This window comes from Biomaibacter acetigenes (assembly GCF_003691585.1).
Lineage (GTDB): Bacteria > Bacillota > Thermosediminibacteria > Thermosediminibacterales > Tepidanaerobacteraceae > Biomaibacter > Biomaibacter acetigenes.
Map to the genome: position 1 here is coordinate 2,923,695 of NZ_CP033169.1, position 21,166 is coordinate 2,944,860.

Here is a 21,166-nt window from a genome sequence, read left to right on the forward strand (position 1 = left end):
TTTTTACGATAATTAAAGCTAAAAAAGGTCTCGAAAAAGAGACCTTTTTACGCAAACATCTTATTGTCTTGAACAGGTTCCGAATATTATTTTAATACTTCTGATATAATAAAAAAAATCTCCTTTGCAAAAATATAAGAAGAAATAATGGAGGGCTAAGCTATGTGGGAAGAATTCAAAAAATTTGCCGTTAAGGGAAACGTATTGGATCTGGCGATCGGTGTCATTATTGGCGGAGCCTTCGGAAAAATTGTAACCTCGCTTGTAAATGATATAATAATGCCCATTGTCGGATTGCTGCTGGGAGGGATAAATTTTTCGAAACTGGAGTTTCGCTTTGGAAACGCCGTTATCAAATATGGCGCTTTTATTCAAAATCTCATTGATTTTATAATAATTTCCTTCTCCATTTTCATATTCATTCAATTAATCGGTAAACTGAGGAAAAGCGAAAAGCAAAAAAAGGCTGAGGATCCTGAATTAACAAGACAGGAAAAACTTCTCACCGAAATTCGTGATTTACTTAAACGGCCCTAATCAAGCAGATCCAAATCCCACTTTTTAAGGATAGATCCGCTAATATTTTTAAAAAGCCTGAGCTGCAAAATCATGCGGGTCTTCTTATACCAGAGCAGTTACTATAGGATCTTCGCTTGCGCGCCTGACAGTGGAGAATCCATTTCCCTGCTTTTCAAGAATCCAGACATCTTCTGGATTCAATGCATCAACGAAATGAGTGCTCTTGCCTGCACCGTTTTTACCGATTACAACAGTTAATGATGCCAAAGCATCTGTAGAAGAATCATACCAGAGCTTACCCATTTTTACAGGAAAATTATTGCAAGAAAAACTTGCAATTCGCTCTGGCAATCGGAGGGTACATCATGACTATAAGGCCCATAGCAATGGGAATGGAATAGGAAAAACCTCCATTTAAAATATTTGTATAAGTATGATATAATCATATTGGTAAACATTTTATGCTTTCTCAAATCGAGGTGCAAAAATGATTGAATTGAGGGTTAAAGCCGTTACTGTGGATGCCGCCGGTAATTTTTCGGTGCTGCTGGTGGATGATGAAGAAAAAAAGGTGCTCCCTATAGTGATAGGAGCACTGGAGGCTCATAACATAGCCATGCCCATTCAGGGAATCACACCGCCCAGGCCGTTGACCCCCGACCTCCTGAAATCTGCCATAGAGCATCTCGGGGGAACACCCGAGAAAGTGGTTATCACCGACCTCAGGGATAACACCTATTTTGCAGAAATCCATTTGCGGCAAAACGGTCGGATTATCACGCTGGATTCCAGGCCCAGCGACGCCATAGCCCTGGCCGTGCGGTGCAATATCCCGATCTTTATAAACACCGGGCTGGTGGAGTTCACCTATGACATGTCGGATATAAAGTTTGAAGAGGGGAATGGATGAACTTTTTTCCGACAGGGTCATCCAATCCCCAGTCTTCCCTTATTTTACATGGTACAAAGGTGCACTCTACATTACACCCCATGGTAATCAAAATATCAAGTTCGGATGGTATATCCTTCAAAAGCTTCGGATATTGTTCACTCAAATCAATACCCTTTTCCTTCATGACGGCCACCGCATTGGGATCTATTTCCGAGGCCGGGTGTGTTCCGGCACTGAAAGCCTCTATCACATCCTTGCCGTATTTTCTTGCAAAACCTTCCGCCATCTGACTTCTGCAGGAATTTCCCACACATATGAAACCAACTTTTAATGCCATTTATCGATGTTCCTCCTTTTGCAGATTTTTAACAAAAGCCAGGTTAATTTGTCGAATTATAATCATATAGTATATGTTGGCTAAATTCTTGTCAATGCCATTGCTTTAAATTCACTTCTATTCTTGTATTATTCATCGAAGTGAGTAAAAAAACATTGAAGTTCAGTCGGAAATTTAATATAATTGAGACAGGGAGAGGGAGGAAAGGATGATGAGCATGCCCTTGGAAGATATGGAGAAGATGAAAAAAGAGGTTGCCGGAGGAGCAGACGATCGCCCGGATGAGCCAAAAATTCCTGAAATCGGTTATTTCTACCTTGCACAACAGATAAATACTCTTATGCAAATGTTAAATGAATCCAGAAATAATACGGATATACGGTTTGATAATCAAAGGCAGGAATTTAAGGCCGAAATAAGAGGACTAAGAGAAGAAATTAAAAACGATATAAGTGAATTAAAAGGCGAATTTAATGATTTCAGGAATAATACAGATATACGTTTTGATAATCAAAAGCAGGAATTTAAGGCTGAAATAAAAGGACTAAAAGATGAAATCAAAAAAGATATAAGTGAATTAAAAGGCGAATTTAACGTTTTTAGGAATAATACAGATATACGTTTCGATAATCAAAAGCAGGAATTTAAGGCTGAAATAAAAGGACTAAAAGATGAAATCAAAAAAGATATAAGTGAATTAAAAGGCGAATTTAACGGTATTAAAACATGGTTTATTGGAACAATAGTCGGAATTGTAGGCATTATTATTGCCATCGTTGGGTTAATATTAAAATCATAGGGTGGAGAAATCCACCCTATATAATTTTTATCCTCCCAATGTGGGCTGGTAAAGCATGATCTCCTGGCCTTCCGCCACGACTGTTTCCCTGTCTCTTACAGTTTTATTGTCCAGAACATAATACACATACTTCATGTTTGCGGTGCGGTCTTTAAGCTGCGGAAAACGCTCCAGCAGTTCTCGCTCTAAGTCAAGTATCTTAATCGGTCCATCGATGTCCATCTCGTATTTTTCCAGTTTTAAAAATAGGTTCAATGGAGTTCCAAACTTGACGGTAATTTTCCCCATATGATTCCCTCCTATAAATTTTTCGGGTCAACTTTTGGTGCGATTTGCCTTTCCTTTCACCATAATCCTCTCGCAATATATTCCTATTCTCTTTTCAACAGGCTCAGCCGTGGTCATACCTGGGCCATTGATACATCCGCCCTCACAGGCCAGCAGCTCCATTCCATAAGAAGCCATGGAATCAGCATCAAAATTTTCCAAGAAATTCGATACATTTTTCAACCCGGATTTAAAAAAAGAAAGGATGCCGGTTTCAACCCAGATAGGCGGTTCAGATAAGAATTTTGTTTCGCTCGAGTTTTGCATATCTATCTTCTGCCCTGTCAGAATTTGCCTCAGTTCCTTAAAAGTTATGACGAGGTCTACATATTGCGTCTTGTAAAAGCGAACTTCTTCCCACTTTTTGGCTTCACAGGGACCTATAAAAACCGTCTTTGCCCCGGGAAATCTCTCTTTCAAACGGCGGCCGTGCAACACCATGGGCGACGGTATGTTGAGCAAATATTTCTTAAGTCCGGGGTAATGGGAGTCTATCAGGCCCCATACCACCGGACATGAATTGTATATGATAGGTTTCCGGCTATAGCCTGCAGCTCTTTCCCGAGCTTCGACTATGTCGGGCAAAACCGTTATCGTCTCTTCGATCCCATAAAAACCGAGTTTCTTGAGGGCGCCCGCAACTTTCCCCGCATTTTCCTCGAATTCCGCCAGATAAGACGGAGCCAGGCTGGCTATGACCTTATGTCCCTCGGCCAACCAGCTTTCCAATTTTGAAATACTCCTTTGCACAGACGTCTAACTCCCCGATTCAAATCAAATTTTCTTTGACCGCATTACTTACCATTTATTGCTATATATGCTTCTTTATTACGTCATAAAACATTTCATTTGATATGCCGCCGTAAAATCTGGGTTTTCCGTTAATTAATGTCAGCGGCAGGCCATAACCTTTCTCCAGCAATTTAAGGGCCTCATCATATCCTTCCAGCCCGTCTTCAATTACATCGACAAATTCTGTTTCCACTTTTTCATTTATGTCGCTGTCTTTTATAAACCGGACAAATTCATCATACATTTCTCCCATAGTCATGGTCGGGGCACAGCCCCCACCGCAGCTGCAGCCTCCGCCCGAGGCCCCGTCTCTTACGCCAAATACCTGCACTTTTACTTTTTCACTCATCATAAACTCTCCTTTTCAAAAATATTATACGATATTCTTTCCAACATTTCCATGCCTTTTATCTGTCTTTCATACATGGGCACAGGCAGTACGACCGCCTCATTGAATCTTTCCTTAATTTCTTCAAGGTATTTCAACTGCATGTTCCTTCTATTTTTAAAGAAAGAGGTTACGGCCTGCTCTTCGGGTATAATCATATTTGCTACGATCATCCGGGTTTTTATCCCGACCGTCTTCAATTCTTCCGACGCCCTGTATGCTTCAATGATGGGCGTTTTTTCGGGATACATCACAAAACTAAAAGTGGTTTCTTCCTCATTCTTCATCATCTCTATGACTTTATCAAATTTTTCCTTCTGCTCTTTATCAGCTTCACTGATACCTGCGGACAATCTCGCCTTTAACTGTATCTGCTTGCTCCAATCCATAGGCAGTTCCAGAAGCCTTAATGTATGACCTGTAGGAGCCGTATCAAACACAATCACTTCAAAATCCTCTTTGCCGGCATATTCAATAAACTTTTGAAAGGCCGCCATTTCCTCGGTGCATGGCGAGTTCAGCTCTTCCTCCATAGCCTTTACCGTATTTTCATCAAATTTGCCTCTAACATCTTCCAATATTTGGTTTTTATAGTCCTCCATCGCTTTCTTCTGATCAATTTTTACCGCATACAGGTTTTCCAGACCATCTATCTTTGTTATTTCATCTGTAACCGGCTTATCCAGCACATTTCCTATATGGGCGGCAGGATCTGTGGTCAGCAGTAAGGTTTTAAAGCCCTTTTTCGCGGTCTGCACAGCGGTGATACAGGCCATGGAGGTCTTCCCTACACCGCCTTTCCCCGAATAAAAGATGTTTTTTCTCCTGCCATTTTGCGGATAGATGAGTTTGTCGATATTATTCATGATGGTCACTTCATTATTCACGTTTGTCACTTCCCTTAAACAGTATTCCGGAACTTTTTCTGAACATCTCTATTCCTTTCATTTCGGAATCAAAGAGTTCCATAGTCTTAATTGGGATGGTCATAAAAGTATCCTTTGCTTTATTTAAATAAGTTTGCTGCATATCATATCTTGATTTAAAAAACGGATTTACGGCTTCTTCCTTCGGGATAAGACCGTTGATAATGATCTTTGTCGTGGTGATGCCGATTTCCTTCAATTCATTGGAGGACCTTACGGTTTCCGCGAGCGAGGTCTCTTCGGGCTGCATGACGAATATAAATTCCGTCTGTTTGGGGTCCCTTAACTTTGCAACAGCATCATCGTATTTTTTCTTGCTTTCCTGAATCAGTGCCACAGGACCCATGCATGTCTGGCCGCTGCCTTTGGAGCTTTCCTCAATATGCTTGCTCCAATCCACGGGCAATTCCAAAAGTCTAATAGTGTGGCCGGTTGGAGCAGTATCAAAGACGACGACATCATAAGAATCCTCTTCTATAAAATCTATAAATTTATCAAAGGATGCCATTTCCTCTGTGCATGGACCGCTCAACTGTTCCTCAGCAATTTTCAACATTTCCTCGTCAAAAAGTTCCCGCATAGGGGCAAGGGACCTTTCCTTGTACTCGGCCGTAGCTTTGTCAGGATCGATTTCCATGGCATACAAGTTGTCTATGCCATTGATCTTTGTCACCTTATGGCCAATATCCTGTTCAAAAACATCCGCTAAGTTTGATGCGGGGTCTGTGGTTACAATTAGCGTCTTATGACCCGAATCTGCATAGTAAACTCCGGTGGTGCAGGCCATGGAAGTCTTGCCTACGCCGCCTTTGCCGGAAAAAAATATAAATCTTGTTCCCATCGAATTCATCTCCCGTTTTTTTCTTCTATTTTTTTCTCCAACTCCTCCAGCGTCGGATACTGGTATATTTTGATTACTTCGCCGTTAAGGGTTGTTATGGGCAACACTTGCTTCCCGTTGTCTCTTATCAGATTGTAAACGCCCTGATTTTCCCGGAATTTCAACGGTTGCTGCGTAATCATGTACCTGTATATTTCAATATCCTGATATTTCTTTTTCAGGTACTTAATGTTTTCATTCAACCTGATCTGAGTCTCGTCCGGAGCTGGACCGCATAGTCCTGTAGAACAGCACATCGGTGGATCAAAGAATTCTATTTTCACAATCACAGCCTCCTATATGATTATAATTGAATATATGAATATTAAAGATGAAAAATAAAACAAATTATGTTAACTTATCGCATGCTAAGTCAATTGCCGCATCATTGTTAAGTCTTTCAATATCCTCCAAGCATCGGGGATTTTCCGCCAGCTTATTTTTCAAAAAATCATATAACAATTTGTTCTCTTCGATAAACTTATTATTAATTTTATAATAAACCCACTGGGATTTTTTTTCGCATGTTATTATTCCCGCACTTTTTAATCTGTTTAAATGACGTGAAGTATTTGATTGGTTCATACCAAGTACGGTCTCTATCCTGCATACGCAGAATACCCCTTTTGTCAGCAGATTGAATATCCTTATCCTGTTTTCATCTCCCAGCACTTTAAAAATTTCTATTAGATCCAATTTATCACCCCCATATATGATTATATTCATATTCACTCATATAATATACTGCTTAATCTATTTTGTCAACGAGGGCTTTAATAATTTTTTGTTTATTGCAAAAATCCCCTTAATATGACATCTTCAGCCTCTTTTTCCGAAAGGCCCAGGGTCTCCAGCTTCATCAACTGTTCCTCGGCAATCTTTCCTATGGCTGCTTCATGGGTGAGCTGCGCATCGGGGTACTCAGCCGATATGGCCGGGGAAGAGCTTATCTTGCCCTGGTCCATGATGATGGAATCACATTCAACGTGGCCTCTGGCGGAGGCTTTCGCTACCATTACCGGGCGGAAGATCTGTTTTGAATCATCTTTTGCCACCGAGCGTGGAAATTACTTTTGCATTGCTCCCCTTGCCTTCCAGCTCTATGAGCATGTCCGATACCGCCTCCTGACGGCTGTGGGTTAAAAGGCGTTCTACGATGGTGAGACTTGCACCTTCGGCAAGTTTTGCCTTGGTATCACGGATGGTGCTGTCGACTCCCTTTATCTGGGTCAGTTCCACCTCCACTATGGAATCTTTCTCCATAGTAAGAATGGTCTTTGGATTCAGTACTCTTTCGCCGGTACCACCGCCTTCGCCATAATGCTTTTCTACATATTTCATCCTGGCACCTTTATGGACTATTATCTCATGAATACCGTCATGCTGGGACTTTTTTGAGCCGGGGTTATGTATCCCGCAGCCTGCCACTACTGTTACATCGGCTCCTTGGCCTATTTCTATGGTGTTGTATACCACATCGGTCACTCCGGAAAGGGTAATCAAAACCGGTATGTGGACCGCCTCGTTTTTTGTGCCGGGAGCTACTATGACGTTGATACCGGGTTTGTCCATTTTCGGCCTGACCTGTATATGGGCCGAAGACCTTCTCTCAACACCCTGCCCATCCTTGCGGATATTGAAAGCGCCCGAGGGAATATTGTGAAGGTCGGCTATGGTTTTTAGAAGTTCACTGTCTATAGCACTCAAGTTCATCTTCATCGCCTCCGCAGTTTTTCTGCCACCGGCATTTAAAATCACCCTGCAGGATGTTCCACATCTTATCTTTGCTGCCTCGTTCTTTTATCTCTCCATCAGCCATGAGGATTATTTCATCGGCCAGGGATAGCACTTTCTCATGGTGGGTTATTACTATGCTGGTCACTGCCCCTTGCAAGTGGTAATTCTTTATCAATTTCAGCAGTTTTTCAAAGCTCCATAAATCCACTCCGGCTTCGGGTTCATCGTAAATTATTACTTTTGAAGGTCTGGAAAGCACGGTGGCCAGCTCAATTCTCTTTACCTCTCCGCCTGAAAGGCTGTTGTCACATTTCTCTTTCAAAATAATCCTGCGGACATAGACCCACCGCTTTCAGTTTCGCATATGAAGCATCCTTTTCATTACCGTAAGAAATCTTCAATAGGTCCCCGACTCTTAGTCCCTTGAAGCGTGGAGGGTTTTGAAAGGCATAGCTTATACCGGCTTTGGCCCGCTCCGTAATGTTAAAATCCGTTATATCGGTATCATCCAGATAGAGCTTGCCTTGAGTATTCTTATAGTAATGCTATAGGATACAGATTCGATTTTTAACATGCCTATCATTCCTTTATGTCTGGATTTGAAATTTTACCATTAAACGCCGCATGAACCGCATCCCGGAGCGCACCCGTCTCCCGGAGACAGATTTCGTATATCTACCATGCCGCTATCCGTGTTCCCTTTTTTCCCGATGAATATTGTAGAATAATCTCTTCTTACATCACTTGATGAACACTTTGAACAACTGATTTTGAGCCCTTTCGAAATCTGAGAAACAGACGCTTCGATCTCAAAAGCCTCGCCGCATTTGTTGCAAATAAAATTGTAATACATTTTATATTTCCCTCCTTCCTTAACCTTTTACTTTTATTTCATATTGCCCTTATCAAAATATCTTTATCTCACTTCTCTTCTTTCACCGTTTCTTTTCTATTTTCCTCTATATTTTTCTCCTCATCTTCATTTATAATTCGAATGGAACAGCAACCGGATTTTGACGGCTTAAAAAGTTTTTTGAACAATGTCTCCTTTTTCTTATCCGTATTCATCACCTCCATCTACATAACTATATTAAATACATATCCTGTAATGACCGCTACAGCAAATATGGATACCACAAAGGCAATCATCATCTTTTTCTTAAAAATGGAATTCAACAGCAACAATTCCGGTATGCTTGCACCCGCTCCACCTATGATCAACGCCATTACCGTACCATAACTCATCCCCTTAGAAATCAGCACCTGCGCAATAGGTATCATTGTTTCAGTTCGAATATACATTGGAATACCGATAATTGCAGCAACGGGTACTGAATAGAAATTGGATTTTCCCGCAAGTCTTACTATTAGATTTTCCGGTACAAATCCATAAATAAACGCTCCGATGCCCGCTCCAATTAACAGATACGGAAATACCTGCCTAAACAGTCCTACGGCATCAATTAAGGCAGACTTAATCACCTTTTTGTTCTTTTCAAATAATGAACCCTGAAGTTTGTCGTATGTAATTTCTTCTTGCATTTCTCCTTTAATCGATACTCTTTTTACTTCCTTTTCCATGTCAATCTTTTCAAGGAAAACACCTATGATTACGGCAAATATGAAGGTAAATGCCGCATATACAAGTGTTACCTTTAACCCGAAAAATGTCAAAAATAATGCTATAATCGCAGGATTCAGTATAGGCGAAGACATGAGGAAAGATATTACACCGCAAAACGGTGCTTGGCTTTTAAGTAATCCTACCAAAACAGGTATTGTCGAGCATGAACAAAAGGGCGTCAGAGCGCCAAGTGCCGCACCAAGTATGCTATTTAACCCCTTTCTCGGCGCCGAAAGAATTGTTTTTATTTTTTCTGTCGATATGTATCTTTGAATAAGAGCTATGAGAAAACTTATGCCGATAAAAAGAATTACAAGTTCTCCCATGATGGTGACAAATACTTTCCCTGTATTGAGCAGATTAGCTGTCTGAAACACTTTCCTTTAATTCCTCCTGACTTATATTTTTGAATATTTCACACAGATAAGGATAAATAGGACTTTCACTATTTAAGGAATAATAATTCCACACCGCTAACTGTCTTTTGTTAATCATATTTGCATCATAAAGGAGTTTTAAATGATATGAAATATTTGACTGACCGACATTAAAAAAATTGCAGATATCACATACACATTGTTCTCCATAAAAATATAAATATAAAAGAATCTTTAATCGGAATTCATCGGAAAGAGCTTTAAATTGATTGGCTTGCTGGGTTAATAGCTTATTTGTCATTGAAGTTATCACCCCTTACGGTTTATATTATATATCAACTTTTTTTGATGTCAATATCAAATTTATTTGATATTAGAAGAAATCTCAGCTTTCTGGAGCAAGTTTCAAATCGGTATCACCAACATTCCAATAGCCATAGGCCTTACTCTTATGATATATCCCCCACTGGCCAAAGTCCATTATAAAGGGCTGCCTGCAATTTTTAATAATATAAAGATATTGATGCTTTCCTTAATCCAGAAATGGATAACAAGACCAGTTTCAATATTTTTACTGGGAAGTTAATAAGGGAAGACTATTCCAGGACAACGACTATGGCTTTTTCTTCCGCCAGCAATGATTTTGAGTCGGCAATCGCTGTATCCGTCGCCGTATTCGGCATTAATTCATCTCAGGCATTTGTTACGGTTATCGGACCTCTTGTTGAGGTCGCGATGTGGTGGAAATTGAAGGGAAATATAATCTTATAGAGTTTCTGCTACTCCTCGTTTTTGCTTTAAAGTGCAAAAACCGCTTTTTCAGCGGTTTTTTTAAAACTCGTTGTTGTACTATTGCCTTTTTATAGCGTCTTTAATGGCATTTACCGCCTGTTCGGTATTCATATTTCTTATCTCTATTCCAATATGGTTTTCTTTATTGAATCCGGCGCTCTCAAAGGCATCCCTGTACATTTTCCTTTGCATGGTTGGGTCGCATCCGGCGACATAAAGCTCGTCAATATCCGCTCCTTTGAGCAAATCTATCAAATATTTCTCCCCGTCGTCCGAACACAATTGGGGATGAAGGCCTACCCAGTCCACCAATTTTTCCCTTCTTACGGTGTTCAACACTTCGAAAACGTCCATTGCCTTAAATGACGGACACGTTCCCTGACACACGCACAGTAATAAGCCTTTTTTGCTCATTTGGATTCCTCCCAATTTTTTATAATGCGTAGGAAAGCAAAGATATACCTTAATATAGGGCTTTCTGTTACGCATTTCAAAAAAGCTGCCACTATTTAATTGCTTTTAACGAAAGCTTTTTTATTTTTTATCACCAAAATAAGTTATCGTTTCGGCGGGACATATCTTCTGGCAGCCCCGGCAAAACTCAACACAATTGTCGGGGTTTTTTACCAGAGGAAAACCTTCTTCATCCGTTGAATATACATCATGCTTACAGAAATTTACACAGCTCAAACACTTAGTGCATTTGTCCTTATCTATGATTGGATACCATTTTTTGCCATTGATTTTTGCCTCCTATTTTTGATAGCGTTTTTGTAATTCAGGTATTTCTTCATCAATATGCTTTTTTGGCTGCTCTCTGACCATTTTACCTATTTCAATGGCCTGTTGTATGTCCTCTGAACTCACCCCCAACTCATAGGCATAGGAATAATGATAGCGCAGACATGGCACACAATTTGCGCCTATACTTGCACCTATAGCAATGAGCTCCCTTATTTTGTCATCGATCATGCTGCCCATATATAACACCTCCTACTAAGTTAAATAAACTTTTTAATTCCTTTATTCCTATATTAGCATATTGTTAGGCCTCTGTAAAGGGCTAAAAATACCTTAATAAATTCAATTTCACCGGATTGGAGACAAATACCTTTTACAGCTCGTTATTGCTATAACCTTCTTTATTAAATATACATTTGACTTTTAAAATATATATGCTAATATAGGAATATATGAAAGTTATCTTTTCCTTGCATTGAAGCAAGTCCTAAATTCAGGTGGGAATTGTCAACCCCGCTGAATTTTAGAACGGCAAATGCATGATTAAAATGAAAGGAGGGATTTTTATGCCAAAAGATATTTATGAAATAAGGGCATCGGTTTTTAAAGCGCTGAGTCACCCTACCAGGCTTAAAATTCTGGACCTTCTCAGCTCGGCAGGCGAGATATGTGTGTGTGATATTGTAAAAGAACTGGGTGTCGATCAGCCTACAGTTTCAAAACATCTGTCCATATTAAAAAACGCAGGGATAATCGACAGCCGCAAGGAAGGTCTTATGGTATTTTATCAATTAAAGATTCCATGTGCCATGGAGTTCCTCCGGTGTGTGGACAATATTATAAAGGCCGATATACAGGTAAAGGCAGGATTTTTAAATGACAGTTAGATTCATTGCGGAAAAGCTTTGAAGATAAAAAAAATTACAGAAATTATTCATGTTTACAGGAGATGATACAGATGAAAACCTGGCAAAAATTTGCTATAATAGCTGGGGTTTTTCTGGCGGCCTTTTACATGCCGCTTTCAAGCCCGAGATTTACCGGCGCTGTGCTGGAGTCCCTTTATATGCTTCAGGAATACGCCCGGCTCCATGTGCTCACATGCCTTGTACCGGCTTTATTCATAGCCGGAGCCATCGCCAACTTTATATCCCAGGAAGCGGTCATAAAGTATTTCGGCAGCGGTGCAAAAAAGTGGGTCTCCTATGCTGTGGCGTCGGTATCGGGGACAATCCTGGCAGTGTGTTCCTGCACGGTGCTGCCCCTTTTTGCGGGGATATACAGGAGAGGTGCGGGCCTGGGGCCTGCCGTCGCTTTCCTCTATTCGGGGCCTGCCATAAATGTGCTGGCTATCATCATGACCGCAAGAATCCTGGGGTGGCAGCTGGGCCTTGCCCGGGCTATCGGGGCAGTGAGCTTTTCCGTTATAATCGGCCTTATAATGGCAGTGCTGTTCCGGAAGGAAGACAGTGATCGCCTGAAGAATTCAGTTTCAAAAAAGGCCGTTAATTATGACGAGGGTAGAAACCTGACGCAAAACCTTATCTATTTTGCCACACTGGTATTCATCCTCATATTTGCGGCATGGGGAAAACCGACTCAGCCGGTGGGATTATTCAGCACCATATATGGTATAAAATGGTATATAACCATTATCCTTCTGGCACTGCTGGGGCTTATACTAATCAACTGGTTTAAAAAGAGTGAACTTTCCGCATGGATGGATTCTACCTGGGGCTTTGCCCAGCAAATACTGCCGCTTCTCTTTGCCGGGGTGCTGGCGGCGGGTTTTCTCATGGGAAGGCCCGGAGTTGATGCAGGCATCATCCCCTCAAGATATGTAGCGGCTGTTGTCGGTGGAAACTCACTATTTTCAAACTTTATAGCATCCATTGTCGGAGCCTTCATGTATTTTGCCACTCTGACGGAAGTACCCATACTTCAAGGCCTCCTGGGTTCCGGCATGGGGCAAGGGCCTGCACTGGCGCTGCTTTTATCCGGACCGGCTCTCAGCCTTCCCAGCATGCTGGTGATAAACAGTGTACTGGGGCCGAAGAAGACCGTCACATATGTAACACTGGTAGTCGTGATGTCAACCATAACAGGATATGTGTACGGACTTCTTTAGTGCCGTCTCAGAAGCCGGAAGCCGGTAATTGAAGGGAGGTGAAATTAAAAATGGACATTAAAATCCTCGGAACGGGATGCCCCAAATGCAAAGCACTGGAGAAAAATACCCGGGAAGCCCTGGAAGAGCTGGGCATCGCCGCAGACATCGAAAAGGTGACGGAAATAAATAAGATCATGGAATACGACATCATGTTCACTCCGGGCCTTGTCATCGACGGGGAGGTCAAATCATCCGGCAAAGTGCTGGATAAAGACGAGATAAAGAAACTGATTACGGAAGCAAACAAATAATAAAAAATGATGAAGGAAATCCCGAATGGATTTCCTTTTTTTATAATTGATTCTGGTATAGAAACTAAGTCCGCTGCCGGAGATGGCTAAAAGCACCGTTTAGCGAAGCCGTCGCCGCTCTTGAGTTTAGAACAACACCCACCTTCGGTGGGTACCCGGTGGAGGCAGCGGGCACAAGCCCTGCGGCCGGCAGAAAGGCACACGCTGAATTGCCGGCGAACCTCCACGAAGTGCAGGAATAAACTCTAGAGCGGCAGGGTGAACGGAGGTGCTGGGCCATCTCCGACAGGGAAGTGACTTTTTACACCAGAATTATAATTGTTTTTATTAATATATACTACAGCATATTGCTTCCCGAATATATTATTGTAGATTTACTTCCAATATTTCCTCCGGGGTCTTTACTATTATATCTTTGTATTTTTCAAAATCCTTTGTGTTATAGGTGCAAATATTGGAAATCCCCCGGGATTGCATCATCGCCACAAGCAATGAATCGAATATACTGGCTCCCTTAGCAGAATGAGTTAATACGATCTTTTCCAGATAATCCAGGGTATCTTCGCCAGGCTCCATTACTTCAAAGATTGATCTAAAAGTTTTCACCTGTTCCCAGGCAGTTTTTGGCTCCAGAGGATTCTGTAGGTTGAAAAATCACCCTCCGGAATATTATAATTTTATTGGGAGAGAGGAGTGAAGTTTAATGATTTGGTTTTTTATTAGGCTGACACTCTATTATCTATTCTTCGTGGCGCTTATCCCCACTTTTTTCGGCCGTACCTTTCATTACAATGTAATATGGGCCAAGAAAGACAAAACTCCGTGGGTGACCATAACCTTTGACGACGGGCCGGACCCTGTATATACACCCGAACTTTTATCACTGCTGGAGAAATATGATATAAAAGCTTGCTTTTTCCTGCTGGCGGACAAAGCTCAAAAGTATCCCGCACTGGTGCAGGAAATCGTAAAAAGGGGGCATGAGATTGGCATACATGGTTACCGCCACTACATGAACTGGCTGCTGGGCCCCAGAGCCACTTACATGGAACTTAAAAAATCTGTAGAAATAATAAAAAACATCACCGGCAAGAGCATCCATTATTACAGACCGCCCTGGGGGCTTTTCACAGGTTTTATCTACAGGTATGTGCGGAAATTGGAGTTGAAAATCGTGCTGTGGAGTTTTATGAGCTGGGATTGGAAATATAAAAAACCGTATAAAATAGCAAAATATGTGCTCAAAAAAGTACGGGGCGGAAATATCCTCATTTTCCACGACAGCGGTACCAACATCGGAGCCGATAAAAACGCCCCTGAAGCCATGATTCAGTCCCTGGAGTATATTATCAAAGGGATCCGGCAGAAAAACCTGGAAATAGTGGATATAAACAGTTTTGTTTATTCGGAGAAGAAATCGGCATGAAGAACATAATGCTTAAAATCTGGTTCGTCTGGGAATCAATATTTGAAAAACTGGCGGGTATACATCCGGTGCCGGGTGGATTTTTCAGGATCGCCATAAGAAGATATCGCGGCGATAAGTTGACATGTTTGGATGGAACTATATTAAATCCCGGAGAAAAATACGGCGAATTGCATTTAAACAACAAATTTTTTATAGGGCTGTCAAAACAGGACAGATCTCCCGCTTTTTTGGGTATTGCTTCGCTCAGGGAGTCGAAAAAAGCCTTTTCCTCCCTGAAAGAGTATACAAAATCAAATCCCCTTTTCAAAGATGTCAATGTTTTCATGGGGTATACCCTGCTGAACAGAGGAATAAACAGGCTGGGTTTTGAAGTCCATGACATAAAGTCCGGTTTTATAAAAAATCTGGTTTCTAATTATGAAAAAATGCTTCTCGCCATCCTCCACCCGGAAGGTTTTAAGCGTGTCATGTCAAAGAAATTAGTTTCAAAACAGGTTCTTATCACAAAAAAGACCCTGGAGAAATTATATTAAGGTCTCATTAATCCTTATTGCCTCAACATAACTTTCCCATGTGTTTATATTGAAAAAATCATAATCGTGCGTCTTGCAGTGCACTTTATCCATGTCTATAAACCGGGTTTTTGTCAGGGTAAATATGTCCTGGACCTTGATAGTGCCGTTTTTTTTCATCAGGCTCTTTATGGGCTCAATGCAGGTTTTTGCGTAAACGGCGTGAAGAGGCTCGAAATATTTGCTACCGGTATTGGGACAGACAATATCAAAACCCGGGCTTTGACCCAGCAAAATTTTGATCAATTCTCCGTTTAAGAAGGGCATGTCGCAGGCACAGAAAAATCCGGCCCCATTTTTCATCTTCAAAAGGCCGGTGTATATGCCGGAAAGGGGCCCCCGGCTTTCAGTCTCATCAGGGTACACTACAAACTTCGGATCTAAAACTTTAAACTCCCCAGGCTTGTTGGATATGATGATAACCTCATCAAAAATAGGCTTTAAAGTAATATATGCTTTTTCTATAATGGTGAGCCCGCCGATTTTGAGCAGGGCTTTATTTATTCCCATAAGCCTGGAGGATTTTCCTCCCGCCAGGATGACCGCAGAAAAACCCATTTTAAAACCCCTGTTCTAAACACGAGGAAATTCAAACAAAAACATTGGTATTTTCAGTGTAGACCATGCTCCGAGAAAAATCAATAAATATTTTCTTGAATTGATTGAAAACAATAGTTACAATAATGATGAACAGAGTTTTTTATGTGATGGTTTCTGTTGAAAATGCAGGGGTGGAAAGTCTTTAATTAGGAGGATATAAATGAACACTGATGAAAGAAGGGCAAAAATAATAGAGCTTTTAAGGTCCGAAAAGAGGCCTTTTTCCGGCAGCGAGCTTGCCGGGTTTTTTCAAGTCACCCGTCAGGTGATAGTCCAGGATATAGCTATACTCCGGGCCGCAGGAAATGACATTATAGCCACATCCCAGGGATATATGATGAAACAACCCTACGAGTTTTGCTCCAAAAAAATCGCCGTGTGTCACGCTGAGGAAAAGACCCGGGAGGAACTTCTGACCTTTGTGGAATGTGGATGCAAGGTGATAGACGTGATAGTGGAACATCCCCTCTACGGAGAGCTTCGCGGCATGCTAATGCTGCAAGATTCGGGTGATGTGGAGGAGTTTATAAAAAAGGTGGAAAAGAGCAATGCCACACTTCTTTCCAGGTTGACCCGAGGGGTACACCTTCACACGGTGGAGGCCTTGAATGAAGATTCCATAAAGAAGGCAGAGGAGCTTCTCAGGGAAAAGGGGGTCTTGCTGGAATAAATTTTTTTTGCTTATAGTTGACTATACACCTGTATATACAGTATAATTGAATCAAACAACTTTGATTTTAAGAGAAAGGAAGATTCACATGAACACAAAAAACCTTGTAACCGGCGCCCTGCTTACCGCCCTTTCTATTATAATCCCTGTTTCCTTTGGAGCCTATCTTAAGATATATATCCCGCCCTTTTCGGCCACTCTTGCATCCCATGTACCCACCATGCTGGCATTTTTAATAAGTCCAACGGTGGCGGTGATGGTGGGCCTGGGGTCGGCCCTGGGATTTTTAATTATGCTTCCTCCCGTCATAGCAGCCCGGGCCACCATTCATGCCATATTCGGCCTGGTGGGAGCTCTACTTGTCAAAAGGGGGCTTTCCTTTGAAAAAGCCCTGATCCTCACCGCCCCTATCCATGCCATTGGTGAAGCCATAGTGGTAATACCTTTCGGTTTCAATCTCTATACTGCCCTTGTGGTGGTGGGTATCGGCACATTAATCCATCACTTTTTAGACAGCGCAATTTCAGTGGTGCTGGCAAAAACAGTCTTATCCGGCTTTATTCATCCGGGTAAAATAAAAGCTTAAATAAAGATTTATTTACAAAATACTCCATTTTTATGGAGTATTTTTTACATCAATCTTTAGATTTTCTTTAGATTTTGCTCACAGCTTCCTGACACTTGCCGGTTATAATAAAATCAAACAGAAGGTTAAGACCTTCACAAAAAAATTAAAGGAGTGGTGGTAAATGTTTAAAAAAGCATTGATTTTCGGAGTGGTTGGCCTTCTGGTGCTGGGCATAGCCGCAGTTGCCTTCGCAGCCCCCGGCGGCAGGTGGGGAGGCGGTTTTGGCCGGGTGTCGGGCCAGGCAGCGGTTGGCAGCACGAACTGGGCACCTCCCATTACCCAGCTGGACCTCTCCGATGAGCAGTATGCAAAACTCAGGGAAATTCAGAATCAGGCTTTCGAAAAGATGCAGGCCTTAAGGGATGAAATGGCAAAGAAGATGCTTGAGCTTCAGAACCTGTACCTGCAAAAGAACCCCGACAAAGCTGCTATTGATGCAAAACAGAAGGAACTTTCCGAACTGAGGGATAAGATGTGGCAGCTCCGGCAGGATAACTTCAATGAAGCCAATAAAGTACTTACCAAAGAACAGCAGGATAAACTAAACAGTCTTAGAGGAAACGGTTTCGGCAGAGGTGCCGGATTCGGCCCCGGGGCATGCCACGGTTTTGGCGGAGGTTTCGGCTGGGGCATGATGGGCGGCTACGGCTCCGGAGTAAATCAGTAATTTGGATATCCGGGCGGCTTTGCCGCCCTTTTTTATATGAATTTTATATAATTTTTATTGTATTTTTCCTAAAATAATGTTATACTCCAGGTAATACAAGGAGGTGCAATATTATGCCTGATGGTGTAAACCCCAAAAAAACCAAAATGACAGCCGTACGTCTACCTGTCTCTGTAATTGATAAAATAGACCGGTTATTCGGTAAAGGTAATCGTTCGAAATTTATTTATGAAGCTATTGAAAAGGAATTAAAAAGGAGAAAAAGACTGGAGTTTATAGAAAAGGACACAAATCTTATCTCTGACGACATTAAAGACTCTGTAGAATATGTAAACGAGATGCGAAAAATCGATGTTGAGCGTTTCGAAGTGTTATATAAAGCAAATGATCAAAAATCAGGGCAGGGAGAAGTTCATGAGTAAGTCACGGATAAATGGTTTTCTTCTCGACACCGATTTTTTAATTGATTTAAACAGGGGAAAAAGTAATATTTACAAAAAGAGAGCTTCAAAATTACTATATCAAATAAATGATTCAGATCTCTTCATCTCGAATGTTACCATTATAGAATTTTTATCGGGTATATCCGAGGAAAAGCAGGAAAACACCTCAAATATTTTATTTGATCTTTTCGTATATATTTATCCTACTTATGAAGAGTCTTGCTTTGCAGGAAGACTTCGGCAAGAATTTTTCAAAAAAGGAATTTCTTTGTCTGTTTCAGATGTTTTAAATGCGTCCCTTTGCATAAATCGCAATTTATCTATTGTTACGAGAAATATTAAACATTATCCATTTAAAAATATTAATGTTTTGAGCTGGTAAATTTTTTATCTGGAGAGTCCTTATGAGCAAATATAAAATTTTAGTGGTGGATGATGAGATTAAAATCCTGAATTTAATAAAAAATTACCTGGAAAATGAGGGGTTTTCGGTTATTACCGCCGATGGCGGGAAAAAGGCTCTTGAGCTTTTTGAGGCCGAAAAGCCTGACCTGGTGGTGCTTGATATTATGATGCCCGAGGTGAGCGGCTATGATGTATGCAGGAAAATATGCTCCTCCTCGGATACCCCCGTTATCATGCTGACGGCCAGGTCCGAAGAGGTGGATAAAATCCTTGGGCTCGAGCTGGGAGCCGACGACTATATAACAAAGCCCTTCAGCTTGAGGGAACTGGCGGCACGGATCCGGGTGGTGCTGCGAAGGCTTAAGCGGCAGGATTTACAGGAAAAAGAACTGGGCCATGGCCGGGAGGATATACTGGAATACCTGGGACTTTCGCTCGACCTCAAGAAAAAAAGCGCTGTCCTGGAGGGCAAGCCCCTTTCCCTCACCCCCACCGAATTCAAGATTCTGGCTATGCTTATGGGCAGCCCCGGTGTGGTTTTTTCCCGGCTGCAGATACTGGAAGAGGTTCTCGGGGAGTATTACGAAGGGTATGAAAGGTCCCTGGATACCCATATGAGCAATCTCAGAAAAAAACTGGGGGACGACCCCGCAAATCCCCGGTATATAAAGACTGTATATGGCATGGGCTATAAAATTGGAGGACAATCATGAAAAAAACCGGCATAGGATATCGCATTACAGCAGGCCTGGTGGTAACAGCATTATTAACCGCAATTTTATCCATATTGTTACTTTTTGTGCTCACCGAAAAGGCCTTCAATGATTATATAAAGCAAAACAGAATAGAGCAGGCCAGGGAAATAAGCGGGATTCTGGGAGATGTCTATGACCGGAATGGATGGGAGGGCGTGCGTTCGCTGGTGGAGGGAGCTTCCATGATGAGGCAGGGCCACAAGAGGTGGATGGGGACGGATAGGAATCCCACAGGCATGGGACCTTTTGGAGGCCAGGGCATGGGCCCCATGATGGGTATAATCCAGAGGCAGGTCATAGTTACGGACCCCAATGGGAACATTATAATCTCCTCGGAGGATATAAGCCCACAGACCCCTATCTCCAAATCGCTATGGGACCTGAGGGTGCCCATATTTTCAAGCCAGGGCCATATAGGTTACCTCATCGTCTGGTCCCAGGCAAGGCCTGCTGAAAAGAGTCTCGAGTCTATTTTCTTTCGTACCATATCCCGGTATTCTTTTCTCGCTGTGTTTTTCGGTCTTGTAATCGCCATTGTAGTAGGATACCTTATTTCCCGGCAGCTCACAAGCCCCATTAAGAAGCTTTCCGATACGGTCCGGTTATTTACCCGGGGCGAAAGGGATATCCGCCTTACCGTCACCGGCGATGATGAGCTGGGAACTCTGGCGGCGGATTTCAATGCCATGGCCGACAGCATAAAAAAGAGCGAAGAGCTTCGCAAAAACCTAACCGCCGATGTGGCCCATGAACTCCGGACACCTCTTTCAATACTGAGGGGCACCCTGGAATCCATCCAGGCCGGTGTGCTTTCTCCCACTCCCGAAGTCATCCTTTCCCTGCAGGATGAAATCATACGCATGTCCCGGCTGGTGAAAGACCTTTCTGACTTGAGCAGGGCTGAAGCCGGAAACCTGGAGCTTAACCGGGAGGAAATATCTCCCGTGGAGCTCAAAGAAAAATTTTCATACTTTAAAACAGAAGCCGAATTCAAAGGAATAGACTTTATTGTAGACATCCCTCCGGATCTGCCGAAAATTTCGGTGGATGTAGTGCGCATAACCCAGGTCATATCCAACCTGCTCACCAATGCCCTGCGGCACACCGCGTCAGGGAAGATAGAACTTTCAGCGAAAAGTTCAAAAGACGGAGTACTTTTTTCGGTAAAGGACACCGGCTGCGGCATAAAACAAGAAGACCTCCCCCACGTTTTCGACAGATTCTACCGGGCGGAAAAATCCCGCTCCCGCACCACCGGCGGCATGGGATTGGGGCTTGCCATAGCCCGGAGCCTGGTAGAAATCCATGGCGGAAAGATATGGGTAGAAAGCGAAGAAGGAAAAGGCGCCGAGTTCAAATTTTTTATTCCGATAATCAAATAATTAAATTTTAAGCCGGCCCCCATGTAGGGATTTCATGATATAACTCCTTGCTTTTTCTTCCAG

Annotated in this window: 35 protein-coding genes and 2 pseudogenes; 17 read left to right on the forward strand and 20 right to left on the reverse strand. The window is 42.2% G+C overall.

The genetic code is table 11. The features are described 5' to 3' along the window. The first annotated feature begins 162 nt into the window (after window positions 1-162). A complete protein-coding gene (gene mscL / locus D2962_RS14915; protein WP_122015452.1) occupies window positions 163-537 on the forward strand; it encodes a large conductance mechanosensitive channel protein MscL in 375 nt (124 codons plus the stop codon). 84 nt (window positions 538-621) lie between these two features. On the opposite strand, the gene D2962_RS14920 is transcribed toward mscL, so the two are convergent. Continuing rightward, window positions 622-870: an ATP-binding protein gene (locus tag D2962_RS14920; protein ID WP_122015453.1), complete on the reverse strand. Its 249-nt coding sequence runs from the start codon at window positions 868-870 to the stop codon at window positions 622-624. A gap of 136 nt (window positions 871-1,006) precedes the next feature. On the opposite strand from D2962_RS14920, the gene D2962_RS14925 reads away from it, so the two are divergent. Next, on the forward strand, window positions 1,007-1,429 hold the full coding sequence (locus D2962_RS14925) for a bifunctional nuclease family protein (protein WP_120767477.1): 423 nt from the start codon (window positions 1,007-1,009) through the stop codon (window positions 1,427-1,429). Here the strand turns inward: D2962_RS14925 and D2962_RS14930 are convergent. Further along, window positions 1,383-1,748 (reverse strand): arsenate reductase ArsC, encoded by a 366-nt coding sequence (locus tag D2962_RS14930; RefSeq protein ID WP_122015454.1) that lies wholly within the window; start codon window positions 1,746-1,748, stop codon window positions 1,383-1,385. The genes D2962_RS14925 and D2962_RS14930 overlap by 47 nt on opposite strands. Window positions 1,749-1,965: 217 nt before the next feature. Between D2962_RS14930 and D2962_RS14935 the strand changes: the two genes are divergently transcribed. Continuing rightward, entirely contained in the window at window positions 1,966-2,547 is a 582-nt protein-coding gene (locus tag D2962_RS14935) for a coiled-coil domain-containing protein (RefSeq protein WP_162991245.1), read from the forward strand. Window positions 2,548-2,574: 27 nt separating this feature from the next. On the opposite strand, the gene D2962_RS14940 is transcribed toward D2962_RS14935, so the two are convergent. The 13 genes and pseudogenes from D2962_RS14940 to D2962_RS14995 all read right to left on the reverse strand — a co-directional run bounded on the left by D2962_RS14940 (window position 2,575) and on the right by D2962_RS14995 (window position 9,899). Next, window positions 2,575-2,835: a MoaD/ThiS family protein gene (locus D2962_RS14940; protein ID WP_122015455.1), complete on the reverse strand. Its 261-nt coding sequence runs from the start codon at window positions 2,833-2,835 to the stop codon at window positions 2,575-2,577. Between the two features lie 27 nt (window positions 2,836-2,862). Further along, entirely contained in the window at window positions 2,863-3,603 is a 741-nt protein-coding gene (locus D2962_RS14945) for a [Fe-Fe] hydrogenase large subunit C-terminal domain-containing protein (protein ID WP_162991246.1), read from the reverse strand. An 82-nt stretch (window positions 3,604-3,685) separates the two neighbouring features. Then, on the reverse strand, window positions 3,686-4,018 hold the full coding sequence (locus D2962_RS14950) for a hypothetical protein (protein WP_245984743.1): 333 nt from the start codon (window positions 4,016-4,018) through the stop codon (window positions 3,686-3,688). Beyond that, on the reverse strand, window positions 4,015-4,941 hold the full coding sequence (locus D2962_RS14955) for an ArsA family ATPase (RefSeq protein WP_245984744.1): 927 nt from the start codon (window positions 4,939-4,941) through the stop codon (window positions 4,015-4,017). The genes D2962_RS14950 and D2962_RS14955 overlap by 4 nt, the downstream gene beginning before the upstream one ends. Continuing rightward, the gene (locus tag D2962_RS14960; protein WP_120767472.1) at window positions 4,934-5,821 is read right to left on the reverse strand and encodes an ArsA family ATPase; all 888 of its coding nucleotides are present in this window, start codon (window positions 5,819-5,821) and stop codon (window positions 4,934-4,936) included. The genes D2962_RS14955 and D2962_RS14960 overlap by 8 nt, the downstream gene beginning before the upstream one ends. Window positions 5,822-5,826: 5 nt before the next feature. Continuing rightward, complete coding sequence (gene arsD / locus D2962_RS14965; protein WP_120767471.1) at window positions 5,827-6,144, reverse strand: arsenite efflux transporter metallochaperone ArsD; 318 nt, start codon at window positions 6,142-6,144, stop codon at window positions 5,827-5,829. Between the two features lie 64 nt (window positions 6,145-6,208). Beyond that, a complete protein-coding gene (locus D2962_RS14970) occupies window positions 6,209-6,556 on the reverse strand; it encodes an ArsR/SmtB family transcription factor (protein WP_120767470.1) in 348 nt (115 codons plus the stop codon). A gap of 92 nt (window positions 6,557-6,648) precedes the next feature. Further along, a pseudogene (locus D2962_RS19390) lies at window positions 6,649-7,573 on the reverse strand (SufB/SufD family protein). Continuing rightward, window positions 7,548-7,919: an ATP-binding cassette domain-containing protein gene (locus tag D2962_RS17770; RefSeq protein ID WP_187695378.1), complete on the reverse strand. Its 372-nt coding sequence runs from the start codon at window positions 7,917-7,919 to the stop codon at window positions 7,548-7,550. The pseudogene D2962_RS19390 and the gene D2962_RS17770 overlap by 26 nt, the downstream one beginning before the upstream one ends. Window positions 7,920-8,210: 291 nt before the next feature. Continuing rightward, window positions 8,211-8,450, reverse strand: coding sequence for a zinc ribbon domain-containing protein (locus D2962_RS14985; RefSeq protein ID WP_122015457.1), 240 nt, complete (start codon window positions 8,448-8,450; stop codon window positions 8,211-8,213). Between the two features lie 68 nt (window positions 8,451-8,518). Beyond that, a complete protein-coding gene (locus D2962_RS17705) occupies window positions 8,519-8,665 on the reverse strand; it encodes a hypothetical protein (RefSeq protein ID WP_162991247.1) in 147 nt (48 codons plus the stop codon). A 9-nt stretch (window positions 8,666-8,674) separates the two neighbouring features. Further along, complete coding sequence (locus D2962_RS14990; protein ID WP_222927576.1) at window positions 8,675-9,598, reverse strand: permease; 924 nt, start codon at window positions 9,596-9,598, stop codon at window positions 8,675-8,677. Beyond that, window positions 9,582-9,899: an ArsR/SmtB family transcription factor gene (locus D2962_RS14995; protein ID WP_120767467.1), complete on the reverse strand. Its 318-nt coding sequence runs from the start codon at window positions 9,897-9,899 to the stop codon at window positions 9,582-9,584. The genes D2962_RS14990 and D2962_RS14995 overlap by 17 nt, the downstream gene beginning before the upstream one ends. Window positions 9,900-10,049: 150 nt before the next feature. On the opposite strand from D2962_RS14995, the gene D2962_RS19745 reads away from it, so the two are divergent. Further along, a complete protein-coding gene (locus tag D2962_RS19745; RefSeq protein ID WP_342774544.1) occupies window positions 10,050-10,184 on the forward strand; it encodes a hypothetical protein in 135 nt (44 codons plus the stop codon). Beyond that, window positions 10,175-10,369: pseudogene (locus tag D2962_RS19950) on the forward strand (hypothetical protein); the annotation flags it as partial. The gene D2962_RS19745 and the pseudogene D2962_RS19950, both read left to right, overlap by 10 nt. Window positions 10,370-10,447: 78 nt before the next feature. On the opposite strand, the gene D2962_RS15005 reads toward D2962_RS19950, so the two are convergent. From D2962_RS15005 to D2962_RS15015, 3 genes are all read right to left on the reverse strand, one after another. Further along, a complete protein-coding gene (locus tag D2962_RS15005; protein ID WP_120767465.1) occupies window positions 10,448-10,804 on the reverse strand; it encodes a heterodisulfide reductase subunit A-like protein in 357 nt (118 codons plus the stop codon). Between the two features lie 120 nt (window positions 10,805-10,924). Further along, the gene (locus tag D2962_RS19750) at window positions 10,925-11,134 is read right to left on the reverse strand and encodes a 4Fe-4S dicluster domain-containing protein (protein WP_122015458.1); all 210 of its coding nucleotides are present in this window, start codon (window positions 11,132-11,134) and stop codon (window positions 10,925-10,927) included. A 9-nt stretch (window positions 11,135-11,143) separates the two neighbouring features. Then, window positions 11,144-11,371, reverse strand: coding sequence for a carboxymuconolactone decarboxylase family protein (locus tag D2962_RS15015; protein ID WP_222927579.1), 228 nt, complete (start codon window positions 11,369-11,371; stop codon window positions 11,144-11,146). 326 nt (window positions 11,372-11,697) lie between these two features. Between D2962_RS15015 and D2962_RS15020 the strand changes: the two genes are divergently transcribed. The 3 genes from D2962_RS15020 (at window position 11,698) to D2962_RS15030 (ending at window position 13,552) form a co-directional block, all read left to right on the forward strand. Further along, window positions 11,698-12,018, forward strand: coding sequence for an ArsR/SmtB family transcription factor (locus tag D2962_RS15020; RefSeq protein WP_122015459.1), 321 nt, complete (start codon window positions 11,698-11,700; stop codon window positions 12,016-12,018). A gap of 71 nt (window positions 12,019-12,089) precedes the next feature. After that, window positions 12,090-13,259 carry a permease gene (locus D2962_RS15025; protein ID WP_120767462.1) on the forward strand — a complete coding sequence of 390 codons (1,170 nt, stop codon included), beginning with the start codon at window positions 12,090-12,092 and terminating at the stop codon, window positions 13,257-13,259. 50 nt (window positions 13,260-13,309) lie between these two features. Next, window positions 13,310-13,552, forward strand: a complete 243-nt coding sequence (locus D2962_RS15030) for a thioredoxin family protein (RefSeq protein WP_120767461.1) — start codon at window positions 13,310-13,312, stop codon at window positions 13,550-13,552. A gap of 363 nt (window positions 13,553-13,915) precedes the next feature. Here the strand turns inward: D2962_RS15030 and D2962_RS15035 are convergent, their stop codons facing one another. After that, window positions 13,916-14,158 (reverse strand): type II toxin-antitoxin system VapC family toxin, encoded by a 243-nt coding sequence (locus tag D2962_RS15035; RefSeq protein ID WP_162991248.1) that lies wholly within the window; start codon window positions 14,156-14,158, stop codon window positions 13,916-13,918. A gap of 97 nt (window positions 14,159-14,255) precedes the next feature. Here D2962_RS15035 and D2962_RS15040 point away from each other — a divergent pair, with 97 nt between their 5' ends. Together D2962_RS15040 and D2962_RS15045 are read left to right on the forward strand one after the other, a co-directional pair. Beyond that, a complete protein-coding gene (locus tag D2962_RS15040; RefSeq protein ID WP_120767459.1) occupies window positions 14,256-14,978 on the forward strand; it encodes a polysaccharide deacetylase family protein in 723 nt (240 codons plus the stop codon). Beyond that, window positions 14,975-15,514 (forward strand): YkoP family protein, encoded by a 540-nt coding sequence (locus D2962_RS15045; RefSeq protein ID WP_122015460.1) that lies wholly within the window; start codon window positions 14,975-14,977, stop codon window positions 15,512-15,514. The genes D2962_RS15040 and D2962_RS15045 overlap by 4 nt, the downstream gene beginning before the upstream one ends. Here D2962_RS15045 and mobA read toward each other — a convergent pair. Further along, the gene (mobA, locus tag D2962_RS15050) at window positions 15,506-16,111 is read right to left on the reverse strand and encodes a molybdenum cofactor guanylyltransferase (RefSeq protein ID WP_122015461.1); all 606 of its coding nucleotides are present in this window, start codon (window positions 16,109-16,111) and stop codon (window positions 15,506-15,508) included. The genes D2962_RS15045 and mobA overlap by 9 nt on opposite strands. Window positions 16,112-16,313: 202 nt before the next feature. Between mobA and D2962_RS15055 the strand changes: the two genes are divergently transcribed. From D2962_RS15055 to D2962_RS15085, 7 genes are all read left to right on the forward strand, one after another. Continuing rightward, window positions 16,314-16,823: a transcription repressor NadR gene (locus tag D2962_RS15055; RefSeq protein WP_122015462.1), complete on the forward strand. Its 510-nt coding sequence runs from the start codon at window positions 16,314-16,316 to the stop codon at window positions 16,821-16,823. 88 nt (window positions 16,824-16,911) lie between these two features. After that, window positions 16,912-17,409, forward strand: coding sequence for an ECF transporter S component (locus D2962_RS15060; RefSeq protein WP_120767455.1), 498 nt, complete (start codon window positions 16,912-16,914; stop codon window positions 17,407-17,409). Window positions 17,410-17,572: 163 nt separating this feature from the next. After that, entirely contained in the window at window positions 17,573-18,118 is a 546-nt protein-coding gene (locus D2962_RS15065; protein ID WP_120767454.1) for a Spy/CpxP family protein refolding chaperone, read from the forward strand. Between the two features lie 113 nt (window positions 18,119-18,231). After that, window positions 18,232-18,540 carry a YlcI/YnfO family protein gene (locus D2962_RS15070; RefSeq protein ID WP_187695379.1) on the forward strand — a complete coding sequence of 103 codons (309 nt, stop codon included), beginning with the start codon at window positions 18,232-18,234 and terminating at the stop codon, window positions 18,538-18,540. Further along, window positions 18,533-18,943, forward strand: a complete 411-nt coding sequence (locus tag D2962_RS15075; RefSeq protein WP_120767453.1) for a type II toxin-antitoxin system VapC family toxin — start codon at window positions 18,533-18,535, stop codon at window positions 18,941-18,943. The genes D2962_RS15070 and D2962_RS15075 overlap by 8 nt, the downstream gene beginning before the upstream one ends. A 22-nt stretch (window positions 18,944-18,965) precedes the next feature. Next, complete coding sequence (locus D2962_RS15080; protein ID WP_122015463.1) at window positions 18,966-19,679, forward strand: response regulator transcription factor; 714 nt, start codon at window positions 18,966-18,968, stop codon at window positions 19,677-19,679. Further along, window positions 19,676-21,103 (forward strand): sensor histidine kinase, encoded by a 1,428-nt coding sequence (locus tag D2962_RS15085; RefSeq protein ID WP_122015464.1) that lies wholly within the window; start codon window positions 19,676-19,678, stop codon window positions 21,101-21,103. Before D2962_RS15080 ends, D2962_RS15085 begins: the two co-directional genes overlap by 4 nt. Window positions 21,104-21,166: the final 63 nt, after the last annotated feature.